Annotated in this window: 14 protein-coding genes and 1 pseudogene; 7 read left to right on the forward strand and 8 right to left on the reverse strand. The window is 62.3% G+C overall.

What is annotated here, in order from left to right:
• The 5 genes and pseudogenes from cydD to cydX all read left to right on the forward strand — a co-directional run bounded on the left by cydD (position 1) and on the right by cydX (position 6,375).
• A complete protein-coding gene (cydD, locus tag AMC88_RS30455; RefSeq protein WP_064826375.1) occupies positions 1–1,731 on the forward strand; it encodes a thiol reductant ABC exporter subunit CydD in 1,731 nt (576 codons plus the stop codon).
• Positions 1,728–3,420 (forward strand): annotated as a pseudogene (locus AMC88_RS30460) (amino acid ABC transporter ATP-binding/permease protein). The gene cydD and the pseudogene AMC88_RS30460 overlap by 4 nt, the downstream one beginning before the upstream one ends.
• Positions 3,421–3,497: 77 nt before the next feature.
• Positions 3,498–5,078, forward strand: coding sequence for a cytochrome ubiquinol oxidase subunit I (locus AMC88_RS30465; RefSeq protein ID WP_064830283.1), 1,581 nt, complete (start codon positions 3,498–3,500; stop codon positions 5,076–5,078).
• 6 nt (positions 5,079–5,084) lie between these two features.
• On the forward strand, positions 5,085–6,239 hold the full coding sequence (gene cydB / locus AMC88_RS30470) for a cytochrome d ubiquinol oxidase subunit II (RefSeq protein ID WP_064826372.1): 1,155 nt from the start codon (positions 5,085–5,087) through the stop codon (positions 6,237–6,239).
• Between the two features lie 13 nt (positions 6,240–6,252).
• Positions 6,253–6,375 carry a cytochrome bd-I oxidase subunit CydX gene (cydX, locus tag AMC88_RS30475; RefSeq protein ID WP_016735521.1) on the forward strand — a complete coding sequence of 41 codons (123 nt, stop codon included), beginning with the start codon at positions 6,253–6,255 and terminating at the stop codon, positions 6,373–6,375.
• A 38-nt stretch (positions 6,376–6,413) separates the two neighbouring features.
• On the opposite strand, the gene AMC88_RS30480 is transcribed toward cydX, so the two are convergent.
• From AMC88_RS30480 to AMC88_RS30500, 5 genes are all read right to left on the reverse strand, one after another.
• Positions 6,414–8,417 (reverse strand): aldo/keto reductase, encoded by a 2,004-nt coding sequence (locus tag AMC88_RS30480; protein WP_064826371.1) that lies wholly within the window; start codon positions 8,415–8,417, stop codon positions 6,414–6,416.
• 152 nt (positions 8,418–8,569) lie between these two features.
• Positions 8,570–9,652 carry an ABC transporter ATP-binding protein gene (locus AMC88_RS30485; protein WP_064820146.1) on the reverse strand — a complete coding sequence of 361 codons (1,083 nt, stop codon included), beginning with the start codon at positions 9,650–9,652 and terminating at the stop codon, positions 8,570–8,572.
• Positions 9,653–9,665: 13 nt separating this feature from the next.
• A complete protein-coding gene (locus tag AMC88_RS30490) occupies positions 9,666–10,502 on the reverse strand; it encodes a carbohydrate ABC transporter permease (protein WP_012489738.1) in 837 nt (278 codons plus the stop codon).
• A complete protein-coding gene (locus AMC88_RS30495; RefSeq protein WP_004680281.1) occupies positions 10,499–11,359 on the reverse strand; it encodes a carbohydrate ABC transporter permease in 861 nt (286 codons plus the stop codon). Before AMC88_RS30495 ends, AMC88_RS30490 begins: the two co-directional genes overlap by 4 nt.
• An 88-nt stretch (positions 11,360–11,447) precedes the next feature.
• Positions 11,448–12,722, reverse strand: coding sequence for an extracellular solute-binding protein (locus AMC88_RS30500; protein WP_004680282.1), 1,275 nt, complete (start codon positions 12,720–12,722; stop codon positions 11,448–11,450).
• Positions 12,723–12,808: 86 nt separating this feature from the next.
• Here AMC88_RS30500 and AMC88_RS30505 point away from each other — a divergent pair, with 86 nt between their 5' ends.
• Positions 12,809–13,729 carry a helix-turn-helix domain-containing protein gene (locus AMC88_RS30505; protein WP_004680284.1) on the forward strand — a complete coding sequence of 307 codons (921 nt, stop codon included), beginning with the start codon at positions 12,809–12,811 and terminating at the stop codon, positions 13,727–13,729.
• Here AMC88_RS30505 and AMC88_RS30510 read toward each other — a convergent pair.
• Positions 13,726–14,166 carry a VOC family protein gene (locus AMC88_RS30510; RefSeq protein ID WP_064826370.1) on the reverse strand — a complete coding sequence of 147 codons (441 nt, stop codon included), beginning with the start codon at positions 14,164–14,166 and terminating at the stop codon, positions 13,726–13,728. The two genes, AMC88_RS30505 and AMC88_RS30510, sit on opposite strands and share 4 nt — an antisense overlap.
• Before the next feature lie 184 nt (positions 14,167–14,350).
• Here AMC88_RS30510 and AMC88_RS30515 point away from each other — a divergent pair, with 184 nt between their 5' ends.
• The gene (locus AMC88_RS30515) at positions 14,351–14,821 is read left to right on the forward strand and encodes a GNAT family N-acetyltransferase (protein WP_064826369.1); all 471 of its coding nucleotides are present in this window, start codon (positions 14,351–14,353) and stop codon (positions 14,819–14,821) included.
• An 86-nt stretch (positions 14,822–14,907) separates the two neighbouring features.
• On the opposite strand, the gene AMC88_RS30520 is transcribed toward AMC88_RS30515, so the two are convergent.
• Together AMC88_RS30520 and AMC88_RS30525 are read right to left on the reverse strand one after the other, a co-directional pair.
• Positions 14,908–15,981 carry a Gfo/Idh/MocA family protein gene (locus AMC88_RS30520; protein ID WP_064826368.1) on the reverse strand — a complete coding sequence of 358 codons (1,074 nt, stop codon included), beginning with the start codon at positions 15,979–15,981 and terminating at the stop codon, positions 14,908–14,910.
• 10 nt (positions 15,982–15,991) lie between these two features.
• A complete protein-coding gene (locus AMC88_RS30525) occupies positions 15,992–17,002 on the reverse strand; it encodes a Gfo/Idh/MocA family protein (RefSeq protein ID WP_064823882.1) in 1,011 nt (336 codons plus the stop codon).
• Positions 17,003–17,203: the final 201 nt, after the last annotated feature.

The following is a 17,203-nucleotide window of genomic DNA, read 5'->3' on the forward strand; positions in this document are numbered from 1 at the left end:
ATGGGCACTGCTTTCTTCGACGCGACAGACAAACCAGAGACGCAGCCGCCGAACAGCGATGCCGTTTCACCTCGCAGCGTTGCGGCGAAAGGCAGGCTGCGCAGGGCGGCAACGCTGCAGGCGCTGGCCGGCTCCATCTGGATCCCGCAGGCCGGCTTGCTCGCCATCTCGGTTGGCCGCATCGCCGATGGCGGTGGATTGCATGATGTCCTCTGGCCGGCCTTCGGTACCCTCACACTCGGACTGGCAAGAAGCTGTCTCGACGCAGCCGGCAGCCGTCTGGCCTTTCAGGTCGCCCGCGCCGAGCTCAGCCGCAAGCGGCAGGCCGCGGTCGCCGCGCTTTCCCTGTCGTCGCCGATCGATCGTGGTCGGCCGGCCTCCGGCAAAGCCGCCAGCGTTGTCGGCGAACAGGCCGAACTCATCGTGCCCTATCTTGCCCGTTTTCAGCCGGCGCGGATGAAGGCGAGCCTTGTGCCGCTCGTCATCCTTGCGTTCATCCTGCCGGTCTCCTGGATCGCTGCGCTGGTTTTGCTGTTTGCCGCGCCGCTGATCCCCATCTTCATGGCGCTGATCGGCTGGCGCGCCCAGGCGGCCAGCGAAAAACAGCTCGTTGCGACCGGGGGCCTCAATGGTTTCCTGCTCGACCGGCTGCGCGGACTGGCGACGATCCGAGCGCTCGACGCGGTGGATGCCACCGCGCTGCGGCTTCGCGGCGAGGCGGAATCGCTGCGCCTGCGGACCATGGCGGTGCTCAAGATCGCTTTCCTCTCCTCGGCCGTGCTCGAGCTTTTTGCAGCACTCGGCGTGGCGATGATCGCCGTCTACGTTGGTTTCAGCCTGCTTGGCGAAATCCGCTTCGGCACCTGGGCAGGCCGGCTCGACCTGACCGAGGGATTGTTCATTCTGCTGCTGGCGCCGGCCTTCTTCGAGCCGCTGCGCGAGCTTTCGGCCGTCTGGCACGATCGAGCGGCTGGTGAAGCGGCGCTGAAAGCGCTGGACGCTCTGGCTGCAGGCGGTTTGCCGATCCGGGGATCGAACGAAGCAGCAGCGCCTGCCAGCGTCGGTGCTCCGGCCGTCCGCCTCGAAAATCTCGCCTTTCGCTACGGTGCCGGCGAACCGCTGATCGTTGACGGTTTCAACCTCGATATCACCGCTGGTGAACATCTGGCGCTTCTCGGGGCAAGCGGCTCTGGCAAATCGACGCTTCTTTCCTTGATCGCGGGGCTGGCGCCCTGCAGCGGTGGTCGCATCGTCATCGGCGGCGTCGAGCTTGCGGATGCAGCTGTCGGCAGCCTGCGGGGCGCCATGGCGTGGATCGGTCAAAAGCCGCATATCTTTGTCGGCACCATCGCCGGCAATATTTCGCTCGGCAGGTCCGGCATAGCACGCTTCGATATCACGGATGCACTTGGTGTCGCGAGACTCGGAAAGGTAACAGAGGCCTATGGTGAACGGCCGCTCGGCGAGGGTGGCATCGGGCTTTCCGGCGGCGAGGCGCTGCGGCTTGCGATCGCGCGGGCGGCCTGCAATCCTCACCTGCGGCTGATCCTGGCCGACGAGCCGACCGCGCATCTCGATGCCGCCACCGCGGCGGAGGTTACCGAGAGCCTGCTTTCACTCGCCCGGGGACGCACTCTTGTTGTCGCGACCCACGATCCGCTGCTTGCTGCGCGCATGCATCGCAGTGTCCGCATCGATTCCGACAGCTTTCTCCGGGAGGCGGCCGAATGAGCGGATTTGCTGCAGATCTCAAGCCGATCCTGCGCCTGTTCCTTGCCGAGCGCCGGCGAGCACTGCTGCTCGGTGCGGCACTCTCGGCCGCGACGGTGACCGCGGGCATTGCCCTTCTCGGCCTGTCCGGCTGGTTCATCACCGCCACCTCGCTTGCCGGTCTTTCGACCGCGGCCGCCGTCACTTTCGACGTTTTCGCGCCCTCGGCCGGCATTCGCCTGCTGGCCATCATCCGCACGGCAGCCCGTTACGGCGAAAGGCTTGCGACCCATGACGCCACGCTCGGCGTGCTTGCCGCCCTGCGTGAGAGACTGTTTCGCGGTTTTGCCGAACCGGGTGCGGCGCGCGCCCTGCACTATCGTCCCGCACGGCTGCTGTTCCGGCTGACGGCCGATGTCGATGCGCTCGACTCCCTTTATCTCCGTATTCTCGTGCCGGCCGCGGTGGCCGTCGGCGCAGCGCTGGTCGCGAGCCTCGCACTGGGGCTGATACATCCCTTGTTCGGACTGTGTTTTGGCTTGCTTCTCGCCGGCGCCGGCCTCGGTCTGCCGCTGCTGGCCGGCCGCGCAGCCCGCAACCATGCCCGCCGGCGCGCCCATGGCATCGAGGCGCTGCGGTCGCGGACGATCGATCTCGTCGCCGGCCAGACCGACCTGCTGATGGCCGGCCGGCTTTCTGCGCAGAAAGAGGCAATCGCCGCTGCCGATCGGTACGCCGCCTGTGCCGACGACCGCCTGAACCGCGTCGAGACCGGCCTGATCTTCGGTTTCGGCCTTGCCTCGGCGCTGCTGCTGACGGCATCGCTGCTTGCCGTTGCGGCTCTTGCCGAAGCCAAGCTGATCACCGCTCCCGTTGCGGCCCTCGGGCTGCTTATCGCCTTTGCAGCGGTCGAACCCTTTGCGGCGCTGCGTCGCGGCGCCCTTGACCTCGGCAGGACGCTGCTTGCGGCAAGGCGCATCGCGCCGCGGCTTGCCGTCGTCGTCCCGCCCGAACCAGTGGCCCCTCCTATGCCGGGATACGCCTTCTCGCTGGCGGATGTGTGCGCCTTCCATGAAGGCTCCACTGCGGCGGCGCTCAAGGATATCGATCTTGCGCTCCGGCAGGGCGAACGCCTGGCCGTCATCGGCGGCAGCGGCGCCGGCAAGTCGAGCCTGCTTGCTTTGCTTGCCGGCGAGTTGCCGGCAAGGACGGGAAGCATTGCCGCGACGACCGCGACGCTGCTGACACAACGGACGGAACTCTTTGAGGATAGCCTGCGGGGGAACCTGACCCTTGCCGACCTGAATGCAAGCGAGGCCCGTCTCCATGACGTGCTTGCCGCCGCCGGTCTGCTTGCCGATGTCGAGGCCATGCCGCGGGGGATCGATACGCGGCTTTGGCGAAGGCGGCCTCGGCCTTTCCGGCGGCCAGTCGCGCCGGCTGGCGCTCGCCCGGCTCTTCCTGCGCGACACGCCGCTCTGGCTGCTCGACGAGCCGACCGAAGGCCTCGACGGCGCCACCGCCCGTGACGTGCTCGGCCGTCTCTCGGCGATGGCGGCGGGCCGCTCGCTGGTGATCGCCACGCATATCCGCCGCGAAGCGGCCATCGCAGACTACATCGTCGTCATCGAAGGCGGCCGAATTTCAGAAATTTCGCGCCGCGGCGAGGCGGCGTTCGAAAAGGCGCTCGACCGGCTTCGGCCGGACTAAGCGAGACCTGCATGCCCTCAACCGCCAACCGGCGCTTGGGAATGCTCTGTACCCCGTGGGACCGTGGGAGAAAGACAATGGAACTAGATATCGTAGCACTTTCGCGCTTCCAATTCGCGCTGACGGCGCTTTACCACTTCCTGTTCGTGCCGCTGACGCTCGGCCTGTCCGTGCTGCTGGCGATCATGGAAACCGTCTATGTGATGACCGGCCGCCAGATCTGGCGGCAGATGACGAAATTTTGGGGGACGCTGTTCGGCATCAATTTCGTCATCGGCGTCGCCACCGGCATCGTCATGGAATTCCAGTTCGGCATGAACTGGAGCTATTACAGCTATTATGTCGGCGACATCTTCGGCGCGCCGCTGGCGATCGAAGGTCTGATGGCCTTCTTCCTGGAGGCAACCTTCGTCGGTCTATTCTTCTTCGGCTGGGACAAGCTGTCGAAGGTCGGCCATCTCGTTGCCACCTGGGCGGTGGCGCTCGGCTCGAATTTTTCCGCACTCTGGATCCTCATCGCCAATGGCTGGATGCAGAACCCAGTGGGATCGGCGCTCAATCCGCAGACGATGCGCATGGAGATCACAAGCTTCTTCGACGTGGTCTTCAACCCGGTCGCCCAAGCGAAATTCGTTCATACGGTCTCGGCGGGTTATGTCTGCGCCTCGATCTTCGTGCTCGGCGTTTCCGCCTGGTATGTGCTGAAGGGCCGGCATATCGAGCTTGCCAAGCGCTCGATGACGGTTGCCGCCTCCTTCGGCCTCGCCTCGGCGCTCTCGGTCGTCGTGCTCGGCGACGAAAGCGGTTATCTCGCGACCGAAAATCAGAAGATGAAGCTCGCCGCAATCGAGGGCATGTGGAAGACCGAGCCGGCGCCGGCTGCCTTCACCGCCTTCGGCTTCCCCGATCAGGAGGCGCGCGAAACGCATTTTGCCGTGCACATTCCTTGGGTCATGGGCCTGATCGGCACACGCTCGCTGACGACCGAAATTCCCGGAATCGACAAACTCGAACAGCAGGCCGAAACCCGCATCCGCGACGGCATCAAGGCCTATGACGCGCTGATGCAGATCCGCACGGCGCCGGCGCAGGACCAGGTTGCGCAGGAAGTGCGCAGCTCCTTCGAGGATCTCGGCCATGATCTCGGTTACGCCCTTCTTCTGAAGCGCTATGTCGACGATCCGCGCCAGGCAACCGACGCGCAGATCGCTCAGGCGGCGCGCGATACGATCCCGCATGTGCCGACGCTCTTCTGGTCCTTCCGCATCATGGTCGGCCTCGGCATGTTCTTTATCCTGCTGACCGCCACTTTCTTCTGGCTGTCGGCGCGGCGTCATCTCGACACGTACCCGCTGCTGCTGAGGATTGCCGTGCTGGCGATCCCTCTCCCCTGGGTCGCCATCGAGCTCGGCTGGGTGGTGGCCGAATTCGGCCGCCAGCCCTGGGTGATCGAAGGCGTGCTGCCGACGGCGGCGGCCGTCTCCAGCCTCGGCGCCAGCACGGTGCTGCTGACCATTATCGGTTTTGGCGCCCTCTACTCGGTGCTGATCGTCATCGAGATGAGCCTGATGATCAAGGCGATCAGACAGGGGCCGGAACCGGATGACGAGCCGGAATCGGCGCTGATTTCCGAAACCCTCATCCCGGCTGCGGAGTGACCTGCCATGATCCTTCACGAATTCATCGATTATGAAACCCTGCGCGTCATCTGGTGGCTGCTGCTCGGCGTCGTACTGATCGCTTTTGCGGCCACAGGCGGCTTCGACCTTGGCGTTGGCACGCTCCTGCCTTTCGTCGCCAGGACCGATACGGAACGACGGGTGGCGATCAACACGATCGGCGCCACCTGGGAAGGCAACCAGGTCTGGCTGATCCTCGGCGGCGGCGCCATCTTCGCCGCCTGGCCGCCGCTCTATGCTGTCTCCTTCTCGGGCTTTTATCTCGCGATGTTCGCGATCCTCTTCGCGCTCATCCTGCGCCCGGTCGGCTTCAAATACCGGTCGAAGCGCGACAGCGCCCGCTGGCGCAGCGGCTGGGACTGGGCGCTCTTCGTCGGCGGTTTTGTGCCGTCGCTGATTTTCGGCGTTGCCGTCGGCAATGTGCTGCAAGGCGTGCCCTTCCGTTTTGCCGACGACATGCGGATTTTCTACGAAGGCTCGTTCTTCGCCCTGCTCAACCCCTATGCGCTGCTCTGCGGCCTGCTCTCCGTTGCCATGCTGACAATGCACGGCGCGGCCTGGCTGGTGGTGAAGGCGAGCGGTCCGGTCGCGGAGCGGGCCAGAAGTTACGGCAGTATCGCCGCTCTTGCCGCTATTTTGCTTTTCGCGCTCGGCGGCCTCTTTCTCTGGACCGGGGTCAGCGGCTATCGCATCACCAGCGATATCAGCCCGATTGGACCTTCCAATCCGCTGCTGAAGACGGTGGTGATCGAGAACGGCGCATGGCTTGCCAATTACAGCGCCCATTCGTGGATGATTGTGGCACCCATCCTCGGCTTTGCCGGCGCCGCACTGGCCTTCATCGCCATGCGCGCAAGACGAGAGGTGATAACGCTCATCTTCAGTAAGATCGCGATATTGGGCATCATCTCGACGGTCGGTCTGTCGATGTTCCCCTTCATCCTGCCCTCCTCGCTCGATCCACGATCGAGCCTGACGGTCTGGGATGCGTCGTCGAGCCATCAGACCCTGTTCATCATGCTGGTGGTGTCGGCGATCTTCCTGCCGATCATCGTCGCCTACACCGCCTGGGTCTACAAGGTCCTGTGGGGCAAGGTCGACGAGAAATCCGTCACCGACAAGAACGGTCACGCTTACTGAGGGAGATGAAACAATGTGGTATTTCGCATGGATCCTCGGCCTGCCGCTGGCGGCCGCCTTCGCCGTCCTCAACGCCATGTGGTACGAGCTGGTCGATGACGCAGCCAGAAAGAAGGCGTCCGAAGCGCGCAAGTAAATCAAGGGGGCGCGGTTCGAGCCCGCGCCCCCTTATCATCAGCCTTCCAGCCACTTCACCTGATCGGGCGTCAGCTTGATGTCCAGCGCCGAAAGGCTGTCTTCCAGCTCGGCGACGGTGCGCGGCCCGATCAGCGGGATGACCGGGAAGGGCTGGGCGATCACATAGGCGAGCGCGATGTGGATCGGGTTGCGGCCGAGCTTGTTGGCCAGTTCGATGGCGCGGTCGCGGCGGCCGAAATTGCGCTCGGAATACCAGACCCGCACGATCTCCTCGTCGTCCTTCTTGTCACGGCCGGCGCGGTCGGTGAAGAAGCCGCGGCCCTGGCTCGACCAGGCGAAGTTCGGGATCTGTTTCTCGTTCAGCCATTTCTTCCAATCGTCGTCGGAGGCGGCGACGCAGCCGGCCCAGATCGGATCGAGCATCTCGGCAAGCGAGAAGTTGTTGGAGAGTGCCGCCGGTGCCGCCTTGCCAGTCTTTTCAGCATAGGCGATCGCCTCGTCGAAACGAGCGCGTGTCCAGTTCGACCCGCCGAAGATGCCGCGGATGCGGCCGCGCTTGACCTCGGCATCCATCGCGTCGACGAATTCGCCGACGGGAACGTCGGTATTGTCGCGATGCATGAAATAGACATCGACATAGTCGGTCTTCAGCCGGGCGAGCGACTGGTCGAGCTGCTTGGCGATCATATCGGGATAGCAGAGCGGCGAATGCGCGCCCTTGCCAATCAGCACGATCTCCTCACGCGGCACCTTGCGGCTCGTGTGCCAGTCGCCGAAGATCGATTCCGTCTTGCCGGCTCCATAGACAAAGGCCGTATCGAAGGCATTGCCGCCGGCCTCGTAGAAGGCGTCGAGCGTCAGCGAGGCGGCGGCAAAATTCGGGAAGAATTCGAAGCCGAGTGTCACGACCGAGGCCGGCTTGGAAATGCCGGGGATCTGGCGCTGCGGGATGCTGTTGCCGCGCGTGACCGTGCCACCGGCGATGTTGGTCGTGCGCTTTGCCGCTTTTTCGACGCCGTATTCGAGGCCGACCGAGGCGCGCCACTGGTCCAGCACGCGCAGGTTTCCGATCGAATCCGCCCAGCTCATGCCGGGGGCGCTGAATTCGGTTCTGCCAGCGCGGATGGCATCGCCCGCCGCATCGGCTTCGAAGGAATAGAGCCAGCGATCCTCCTTGACCTCGACCGTTTCCTGCTTGCCGCCCTTGAAGATCTCGATCTTGCCGGCGCCGCCCTTGTGGCCCGAGGCGAACCAGAAGTCGGCGACTTCGATCCGGCCCTCGGAGCCGATGATGCGCAGCACGTTGTCCTGCTGTGCCATGATCGAGCATGAGACTTCGGCGATGATCTCATTGGGGAATTTGAGCACGGCCGACGCCCATTCATCGACGCCGCTTTCTCCGAGATGGGCGACGCCCGAAACCTTTTCCGGTTCGAGGAAGGCTTTGCCTTCCGCAGCACCGGCGATCAGCCGCGCCATCGAGACCGGATAGCCGCCGACATCGAGAATGCCGCCGCCTGCCGTGTCATTGGCGAACAGCCGGTGCTCCGGCCGGTAGCTGCCCATGTTGAAGCCGAAGCTGGAGCGAATGATACGCAGCGTGCCGATGACGCCGCTCTTGATGAGTTCGACCAACTTCTCCGTCTGCGGATGCACGCGGTACATGAAGGCTTCGCCGGCAAAGACGCCGGCCTTCTTGGCTTCGTAGTAGACGGCTTCGGCATCATAGGCCGACAGCGCGATCGGCTTTTCCACCAGGATATGCTTGCCGGCGCGGGCCGCCTTGATCGCCCATTCGGCATGGCCGGTATGAGGCACGGAAATATAGACCGCATCAACCTCTGGATCGGAAAGCAGCGCCTCATAACCATTGACGATGCGGGCGCCGGGGAAGTTTTCGGCAAGTCCCGGCTTGGAAGGATTGCGCGTGGCGATCGCCACCAGTTTGCCGGTGCGCGAATGGGCGACGCCGTCTGCAAAGGTGCGGGCGATGGTGCCGGGGCCGATAATGCCCCAGCGGATCGGTCGATCGGAAGTCATGGAAAATCCTCTTTCGTCTTTCTGCCTTGGGATTGCGACAGAGCATGATGCCGAAAAGTGTCAGTGGTTTTCGGGACGACATCATGCTCTAACTCTTTAATTTAGAACGGGATTCAGATCTCAGGCCGGCCCGGGCCTAAAATCATCCTGTTCTAGCGGAGCCGGCTGCCGGCGCCGTCAAAAAGGAATGTGTGGCGGGCGGGAAGGCCGACGGTCAGCGTCTCCCGATTACCGGCTGTGCGTGATTCCGGCCGTTCAATGATCAGCTGCTCGCTGCCGATGGCGGCATAGATGTAGCTGGTATTGCCGAGATGTTCGGCGACATCGACCGAGACGGTGAGATCGGCGTCGCCCGCGCCGGCATCGACGAAATGTTCGGGCCGAATGCCGATGGTCACCTTCGCGCCGGTTTCGATGGGGCTGGCAATGGGGAGCGGCAGCTGCGTCGCGGGATTGCTTTCCAGCGCGATCACCGCCCTGCCCGGCTGCGCCTCGACCACCACGGCCTTCAGGAAATTCATCTTCGGCGAGCCGACAAAGCCAGCGACGAACTGGTTAGCGGGATCGTCGTAGAGATCGAGCGGCGCGCCGATCTGCTCGATATTGCCAGCGCGCAGCACGACGATCCTGTCGGCCAGCGTCATCGCTTCCGTCTGGTCGTGGGTGACGTAGATCATCGTCGTGCCGAGCTGCTTGTGCAGCCTCGAGATCTCGACACGCATCTGCACGCGCAATTCCGCGTCGAGATTCGACAAAGGCTCGTCGAACAGGAAGACCTCGGGCTCACGCACGATGGCGCGGCCGATCGCGACACGCTGGCGCTGGCCGCCGGAAAGCTGCTTCGGCCGCCGCTTCATCAGCTCGGTGATCTGCAGGATGTCAGCGACATGGCCCACGCGCCGCTCGGTATCGGCCGCCGGATTGCCGTTCATGCGCAGGCCGAAGCTCAAATTTTCCTCCACCGTCAGGTGCGGATAGAGTGCATAGGACTGGAAGACCATGGCGATGCGGCGATCGGCCGGCTCGACATCGTTGACGACCCTGCCGCCGATGCGAAGCTCGCCCGAGGTGATATCCTCGAGCCCCGCGATCATCCTGAGCAGCGTGGATTTGCCGCAGCCGGACGGGCCGACGAAGACAACGAATTCGCCGTCCTTCACCTCCAGATTGGCGCCGTGGATGATCTCGAAGCCGCCGAAGCGCTTGACGATATTGCTGAGTGAAAGCTCTGCCATGCAGCCTACCCGATTATTTGATTGCGCCGGCCGCGATGCCGGCGATGAAATGGCGTTGAAGCGCCACGAAGACGACAAGGATCGGCGCCGTCAGCAGCACCGCGCCAGCCATGATGCCGCCCCAGGAGACCTTGGTGAGGCCGATCAGCGTTCCCAATGCCACCGGCGCCGTCATCATCCCCGGTCTGGAATTGATCAGCAGCGGCCAGAGGTAATTGTTCCACGAGTGCAGGAAGAGAATGATCGCCAATGCCGCCATCGTCGGGCGCGCCAACGGCAAGGCGATGCGCAGGAAGATCTGCCATTCCTTGACGCCCTCGACGCGAGCCGCATCGAAGAGTTCGCCCGGCATCATCGAGAAGGATTGCCGCATGAACAAGACGCCGAGCGAATTGAAGAGCGGCGGGACGATCAGCGCCACCCATGTGTTCGCCAGCTTGAATTCGCGCGCCACCATGATGAATTGCGGGATGACGACCACCGAGAAAGGCAGCGTGATCGTGCCGAGGATGATGGCGATGACGACGGAGCGGCCGACGAAACGATAACGCGCCAGCGCCCAGCCGGCCATCGAGGTCAACAGCACCGAGAGGATGGTGTAGATGATCGCGACGCCGACGGAGATCACCATCGCGCCGATGAAATCGGTATCGGCCTGCAGGTTTTGGAAATTTGCGACGAAGTTGGTCGACGGCCAGAGCACGATCTCAGGGCTGAAGATGCCGTTATCAGGCATGGTCGAGAAGACGAACATCATCCAGAGCGGAAACAGCCAGATCAGCGCCAGCGGCGCGAGCACGGCGTGCAGCGCGATCTGGCGGATGAGAAGGGATTGCGACTTGGATCTCATTTCGGTTCCCTCCCGAGCCAGAGATTGAGAAGCGAGATCACCACGGCGAGGGCCGCCATCGTATAGGCGATCGCCGAGGCATAGCCGAAGTTCAGCGAGGTGAAGCCCTGGCGGTAGAGGAAGAGGCCGAGTGTCTCCGTGCCACCGCCGGGACCGCCGCGATTTGTGATCAGGAAAGGCTCGGTAAAGAGCTGCATAGTGCCGATAACCGAGAGCACCACACAGAAGAGGATGATCGGCTTCAGCAGCGGCAGGGTGATGTGGAAGAATTGCTGTACCTTGCTCACCCGGTCGAGGGTGGCTGCCTCGTAGACATCGTCCGGAATGGCCTGCAGGCCGGCGAGGATGATGATGGCGTTATAGCCGGCCCAGCGCCATGTGACGGCGAGGATGATCACCGCCATCGCCGCATTGGCATTGTCGAACCAGGATACGGGGCTGAAACCGACGGCCGAAATCATCTTGTTGATGACGCCGAAATCGAGGCTGAACATCAGCCGGAACACGGCTGCGTAGGCGACCTCACCGACGACGACCGGCGCAAAGAAGGCGAAACGGAACAGCGGGCGCGCTTTCAGGAGCGGCGAATTGAGCAGCACGGCCATGACGGTCGCAAGCGCGATCATGACCGGCACCTGGATCACCAGGATGATCAGCGTGTTGTAAAGAGCGTTATAGAAGGCAGGGTCGTAGAAGAGCCGGCCCCAATTGGACTGCAGACTGTATTTCCACGGGTTGATGCGGGTGTTTTGAAAGGAAATCAGGAACGAATTGATGATCGGCCAGACCCAGAAGGTGGCAAAGATCAGCAGATAGGGAGCGAGGAACGCATAGGCGCTCCGGGTTCTGAACGGCATCCAGTTTCCTCCACACGAAATCAACGAATGACCGGCCGCTTTGCAGGCCGGGGGAATGCCGGGCGCCCGAAGCGCCCGGCATCGTCATTCATTGTGCGATCGGAAGACCCGTCGCCGAAGCGATCTGCTTGGCGGCGTCGTCGAGAGCCGCCTTGGCGTCGGGATAACCGCCGGCGAGGAATTTCGTCTGCGTCGCCCTGAAGATACCTTCGGCATCACTCTGGAAGGCGGTGCCGCGGCTCGGAACGATCTTCGGCAGAGTCGCCAGAATATCGGCCCAGACCTTCTGCCCGCCCCAATAGGGCTGCGCCTCGTTGACGAAGGGATCCTTCTCGGCCGAAAGCAGCGACGGCACCAGGCCGAATTCCTTCAGCATGGTCACCTGCCCCTCGTTGGTGCCGAGGGCGTAGTTGACGAACTTCCAGGCCGCTTCCTTGTTTGCGGATGTTGCCGAAATGGCAAGCGACGAACCGCCGAGATTAGCCGCGTGCGGGCCATCGGCCGTCAGGCTCGGCATCCGGTAGACGCCCCACTTGCCCTTGAGATCGGGAGAGGTCGAGCGCACGGTGCCTTCATACCAGCCGCCATAGAGCTGGCTCGCGGCCTTGCCGGCGGTATTGGCCTGGATCTTTTCGTCCCAGTTGGCTGATGTCAGCGTGCCGGCATCCTTCATTTCCTTCACCTTTTGCAGCGAAGCGACGCAGGCCGGCTGGTTGATGGTGATATTCTGGCCGTCGGTCGAGAAATAGCCGCAGCCCTGCTCGTTGGCGATCATGCGGAACCATTCGCTGTCGCCGTTGAAATCGGCCTGCGCCATGACGACACCGGGATTGGCGGCCGAGATTTTTTTGCCGGCGGCGATGAAATCGTCCCAGGTGCTGATGGTGCTCGGATCGACGCCGGCCTTTTCATAGAGATCGCGGCGGTAGAAGACGGCGACGGGACCGGAATCCCACGGCATAGCATAGGCAACATCGCCGACCTCAAGCTCGGTGCGCTTGAAGTCGGGGAACTTTGCCTGAATATCGGCAGTGTAACCGAGCTCCTTCAGATTGGCGAAGCAATCCGGGAAGCGGCTCCAGAAGATTTCAGCTTCGAAATTTTCGATGCTGACGATGTCGGGCAAGCCTTCGCCGCCGGCAGCGCAGGCTGCGAGCGTCTTGTCGAAGACCTGGCTGTTTCCGAGGTCCTCCACGGTGACCTTGATGTCGGGAAACTGCTTGTTGAAGCCTGGAAGCGTGGACTTCAATGCCGACGCGGCGACGTTCCAGCTCCAGATGGTGAGATTGGCCGGTTCCGCAAAGGCGGAGCCGGAAGCGAGCAGTGCGACAGCTGCGGTGGCAGCGAGAAGTTTGAAGCGCATTGAAAATCCTCCCTTTTCAATTGCCGATCTTTCACGAACCCGGTTAAACTATCCGCAAGGGAGCGGCTGTCTCCTAAAAAGGGAACATGGATTTGGCGGAAAGTAAGATCGGCACGCATGCAATCTACCAACCCGGCGCAAGCAGTATCGAGGGTTCGCCGACGGCGCTGCAGATGTTTCATGCCCATCCGCTCGTCATGGCCATGCCGCACTGGCATGCGCAGGTCGAGGTCAACTACGTGATGCGCGGCACTGTTCATTATCGGATGAGCGATCACGAATTCCGGCTGAACGCCGGCGAAATGTGCCTCTTCTGGGGCGGTCAGCCGCATCAGATGGACGAATCGTCGGATGATTCGCTCTATGCCGGCGCCCATCTGCCGCTCATCTATTTCTTCCGGCTGCGTCTGCCGATCAGCATTTCCAGCCGGCTGATGAAAGGCGAGACGCTGCTGACCTCGGCAACCGATGCCGCCGACAACGAAAATTTCGCTCGCTGGTTCCGCTATGCCAAATCCGGCGATTCCGCCAAGGCTCAGCACGCCGTTGATGAATTGCTGCTGCGCATCGAGCGCATTGCGCTCGAACCCTATTCGATGACGACATCGAAGACGACCGTCAGCCTGGAAGGCGATCAGCCACATCCGAATTCATCGCGCAGCGTCGCGCGCATGTGCGATTTCATCGCCGCCAATTTCCTGCAGGACATTGATTCGGTCGACATCGCCCGCGCCGCCGATCTGCATCCGAAATATGCGATGAATCTATTCAAGCGATCGACCGGCATGACGATCAGCAAATATGTGACGCTGCTCAGGCTGTCGCGCGCCCAGGCGATGCTGATGAGCGAGGGCGCCAACGTGCTGCAGGTGGCGATGGACAGCGGCTTCGGCTCGATCAGCGCCTTCAACAAATCCTTCCGCCATATCGCCGGCATGTCGCCATCGGATTTCCGCCGGGATATCCGGCTGGTGACGACGGTGCCCGCCGGCGCCTTCCAGAACTAGCTGTGATCGTTCCCGGCCGATCGCAACGGGTCGACGCCAGACGACCGTTTCTCGGCAAGTTCGATCTCAATGCCATCAGGATCGCGCAGAAAGGCGACCTTGTGCAGAACTTCGGCATTGACAGCCAGGCGCGGCCGCTCCTTGATCTCGACGCCAGCCTGTTCCAGTCGAGCGAATGTTTCATCGACGTTTTCGAATAAGAAAGTCAGATGGCGTAGCCCTGCCGTGCCCTCGGGAACGTCGACCGCCCTCGCCGCCCCGCCGGCCGGCGCGAAGATCTCGAGCATGCCGCCACCGGCATCGAGAAAGGCGATCCCAGAGCCGTCTGCCATCGTCTTGCGCAGGTGCAGGCGCAGGCCGAGCAGGCCGCAGTAAAAATCGATGGCACGATCCATGTCGCTGACCGTCATGCCGATATGTTCGAAGGATTTCAGCATAGGTGCTTCTTTCGTTTGCAGATGAGAACGGATTTCGGTCGCGCCCTGGAATTCTAGAATGAGCGGGATTGCTGGGGACCGCCGACGGGTTGCGCTCTCTCAATCTCGCCACTAGGTTGTCGTCGAAACACGAGGCCACCAAAGTCATGCATATTCAAAGGCGGTATCCGCCGATGCGGAGGAGCTGTGTAGTCTCCTGAACGAAATTATCCTGGCCGGCGGAACAACCGCGCTCGAGACGCCGCTGACGGCCGCGGAATTCGCAGATTGGTTCATCGACGGCGAGTTTCCCCTTGTCTGCCATGTGGCTGTGTATGATCGGTCGCTTGTCGGCTTTCAGTCGCTGAGCTTGTACGGCGATCCACCGAAAGGGTATGCCGACATCGCAACATTTGCCCGCGCGAGCCCGAAGATCTCAGGCGTCGGCAGCGCCCTCTTTCCAGCGACGCGGGCAGCAGCCGAAGCGCTCGGGCTCGAGTTCATCAATGCGACCATTCGTGCCGATAATATCGGCGGTCTTGCCTATTACGCAAAGATGGGTTTCCAGCCCTATGACAGGCTTGTCCAGGTACCGCTTCTGGACGGAACGGCCGTCGATCGGATCAAGAAACGGTTCAAGCTAGGTGCCGGGCGCCGCCCGACATCTTCTCTTTGACGATGTCGAAGACCTCGTCGGAATGATCCGATCGAAGCTCCGCCTTATCAGACCCCCCGCTTCTCGCGTAGCCCAGCAGCCACGCCCTATTCTTGCGGAAGCCAGGAGCGGTAGAGCGGATGATCGGCGGCAATCGGCATCGGCGTCGGCTTGCCGGTGCGCTGCGAGAAATAGGCGGCTGTCACCAGCTCCAGTGAGTTGCGGGCATCCTGCAGCGTCACCGGCGGGTCCTTGCCCTCAATGATCGCCTTGTGGAACAGCTCGAACTGGCGGGTATAGCCGTCCTCGCCCGGCACATAGGCGGCCAGCGCCGCGTCGATTTTCGCCTGCTGTTCCTCCGTTCCTGCCGTGAAGACCCAGGGATCGCGGCCCATCGTGTAGGGTTCGAGAATGCTTTCGGCGACGAGATCGCTGAAGCAGAAGCGCAGCCGCGAGATCTCCTTGCGTGAGCCGAGCGTCATCGACAGCGTCGCCAGCGAGCCGTTCTGCATCTTCACCGATAGCGCGGCGGTATCCTCGACCTCGATCGGGTTGACCAGCGTCGCGCCATAGGAAAACACCTCGGCGCAGGGGCCGTGCACATAATTCAGCATGTCGTGGGCGTGGATCGCATGGCCGAGAAGGCCGCCGCCGAGCTCGCTCGCCCATTTGCCGCGCCACGGCACGGCGTAATAATCCGGTCCACGCCACCAATGGGTTTCGATCGTCGTCAGGAACGGCTTGCCCGCCAGGCCTTGCTCAATCAGCAGCTTCAGTTTCTGCAGGCCGGAGCCGTAGCGATACTGGAAGATCGGCATCAGCTTCCTGCCGGGGAAGCGGGCGAGGATGCGCTCCATCTCGTCGACCTCGGCGATCGAGCCGAAGAGCGGCTTCTCGCAGATGACGTGCTTGCCGGATTCGATGCCCTTGCGGCACAGCTCGAAATGCGAGCTCGGCGGCGTGGAAATGTCGATGATATCGAGATCGTCGCGGGCAAACAGCGAGTCCGCATCCTGCGTATATTCGTCGATGCCGAACTCTTCGCACAGCGCTTTGCCGCGATCCTCATCGAGCGAGCAGAGTACGGGAATCTCAAAGAGATCCTTGTTCCAGCCGAAACCTGTCAGATGCCGGGCGGCAATCCCTGCGCCGATGACACCGACGCGCAATTTCCTGGTCATGCTATCCTCCTCAGCGAGCGCCGATGCGCGCGGCTTTCGTCTGGGCTTCGAGCGAAAGGCGGCAGACTTCGAAGACGTGATCCTGCGTCATCGCCATCTGCGTGCGGTTGCCGACGTCGGCGGTGAAAGCATCGAAATAATCGAGTTTCTCGCCGCTGCAATCGATATGGGTCATTTCCTTGCCGTTGACGAGGAAGAGGTGATCCTTGCCCGGCCGGCCGGCAATGTCGATGTATTTGCGCAGCTCGATATAACCCTCGGTACCGAGGATGGTCAGGCGTCCATCGCCCCAGGTCGGCAACGCCTCCGGTGTGAACCAGTCGACGCGGACGTAGCCTGCCGCTCTGTCGGAGCGTAGCAGCACTTCGCCGAAATCCTGGAAGGCGGGTTTGTCGGGCATGCCGAAATTGCCGATCGAGCTGGCGATGACTTCGCCCGACGTCGAGCCGGTATAGAACAGGAACTGATCCACCTGATGCGAGGCGATATCGACGATGATGCCGCCGAAGGCTTCCGGATCGAAGAACCAGTCGGGCCTGGTCGGCAGCTGCAGGCGGTGCGGGCCGACGCCGAGCGTCTGGATCACCTTGCCGATCGCGCCTTCGGCGACGAGCTTGCCAGCCTTGACGGCGGAGCGCACGCAATGGCGCTCGGAAAAGCAGATCGAAAAGATCCTGCCGGTCTCGGCGACGGTGCGCTTGACCTCTTCGAGCTGCGCGAAGGTCGTGACACCGGGCTTGTCGGTCATCACGTCCTTGCCTGCTCTCATCGCGCGGATAGCAAGTCCGGCGCGGTCGCGCGGGATCGCGGCAATGCAGATGACATCGATCGACGGATCGTCGAACAGCTTTTCCCGATCGATCTGCGGCGCATCGGGATAGGTCTTCTCGAACGTCTCACGCAATGCCGGCACCGAGGTCTGCGGGCAGTAGCCGACGAACTCGCCGCCTGCGGCCAGCAATCCCTTCACGTGATCGAACGTATGCCCATGGTCGATTCCGACGACGGCAAATCTCAACATCGCTGCAATATCCTCCCGGGATTTTCTCAAGCCCGGCTGACGCCGGCATCCTCCATATCGGGCAAAACAGATAACGAAACTTGCCTCCTGTCAAGGCGAGATCGAGGCTGAAAGTGCGTATTGATATATGTAAACATTTGAAATTAAATGGGTATTTTGTATCTAAATAGTTATTTACGGATTTCCGACGACGTTTTGCCG

Source organism: Rhizobium phaseoli (assembly GCF_001664385.1).
Taxonomy (GTDB): domain Bacteria; phylum Pseudomonadota; class Alphaproteobacteria; order Rhizobiales; family Rhizobiaceae; genus Rhizobium; species Rhizobium phaseoli.

What these genes read in the sequence shown, in the direction of transcription:
- AMC88_RS30505 (WP_004680284.1), top strand. Translation starts at nt 12,809, where the DNA reads ATGGATTTGGCGGAAAGTAAGATCGGCACGCATGCAATCTACCAACCC.
- AMC88_RS30510 (WP_064826370.1), bottom strand. Translation starts at nt 14,166, where the DNA reads ATGCTGAAATCCTTCGAACATATCGGCATGACGGTCAGCGACATGGAT.
- AMC88_RS30525 (WP_064823882.1), bottom strand. Translation starts at nt 17,002, where the DNA reads ATGTTGAGATTTGCCGTCGTCGGAATCGACCATGGGCATACGTTCGAT.
- AMC88_RS30490 (WP_012489738.1), bottom strand. Translation starts at nt 10,502, where the DNA reads ATGAGATCCAAGTCGCAATCCCTTCTCATCCGCCAGATCGCGCTGCAC.
- AMC88_RS30520 (WP_064826368.1), bottom strand. Translation starts at nt 15,981, where the DNA reads ATGACCAGGAAATTGCGCGTCGGTGTCATCGGCGCAGGGATTGCCGCC.
- cydX (WP_016735521.1), top strand. Translation starts at nt 6,253, where the DNA reads ATGTGGTATTTCGCATGGATCCTCGGCCTGCCGCTGGCGGCCGCCTTC.
- AMC88_RS30495 (WP_004680281.1), bottom strand. Translation starts at nt 11,359, where the DNA reads ATGCCGTTCAGAACCCGGAGCGCCTATGCGTTCCTCGCTCCCTATCTG.
- AMC88_RS30480 (WP_064826371.1), bottom strand. Translation starts at nt 8,417, where the DNA reads ATGACTTCCGATCGACCGATCCGCTGGGGCATTATCGGCCCCGGCACC.
- AMC88_RS30485 (WP_064820146.1), bottom strand. Translation starts at nt 9,652, where the DNA reads ATGGCAGAGCTTTCACTCAGCAATATCGTCAAGCGCTTCGGCGGCTTC.
- cydB (WP_064826372.1), top strand. Translation starts at nt 5,085, where the DNA reads ATGATCCTTCACGAATTCATCGATTATGAAACCCTGCGCGTCATCTGG.
- cydD (WP_064826375.1), top strand. Translation starts at nt 1, where the DNA reads ATGGGCACTGCTTTCTTCGACGCGACAGACAAACCAGAGACGCAGCCG.
- AMC88_RS30500 (WP_004680282.1), bottom strand. Translation starts at nt 12,722, where the DNA reads ATGCGCTTCAAACTTCTCGCTGCCACCGCAGCTGTCGCACTGCTCGCT.
- AMC88_RS30465 (WP_064830283.1), top strand. Translation starts at nt 3,498, where the DNA reads ATGGAACTAGATATCGTAGCACTTTCGCGCTTCCAATTCGCGCTGACG.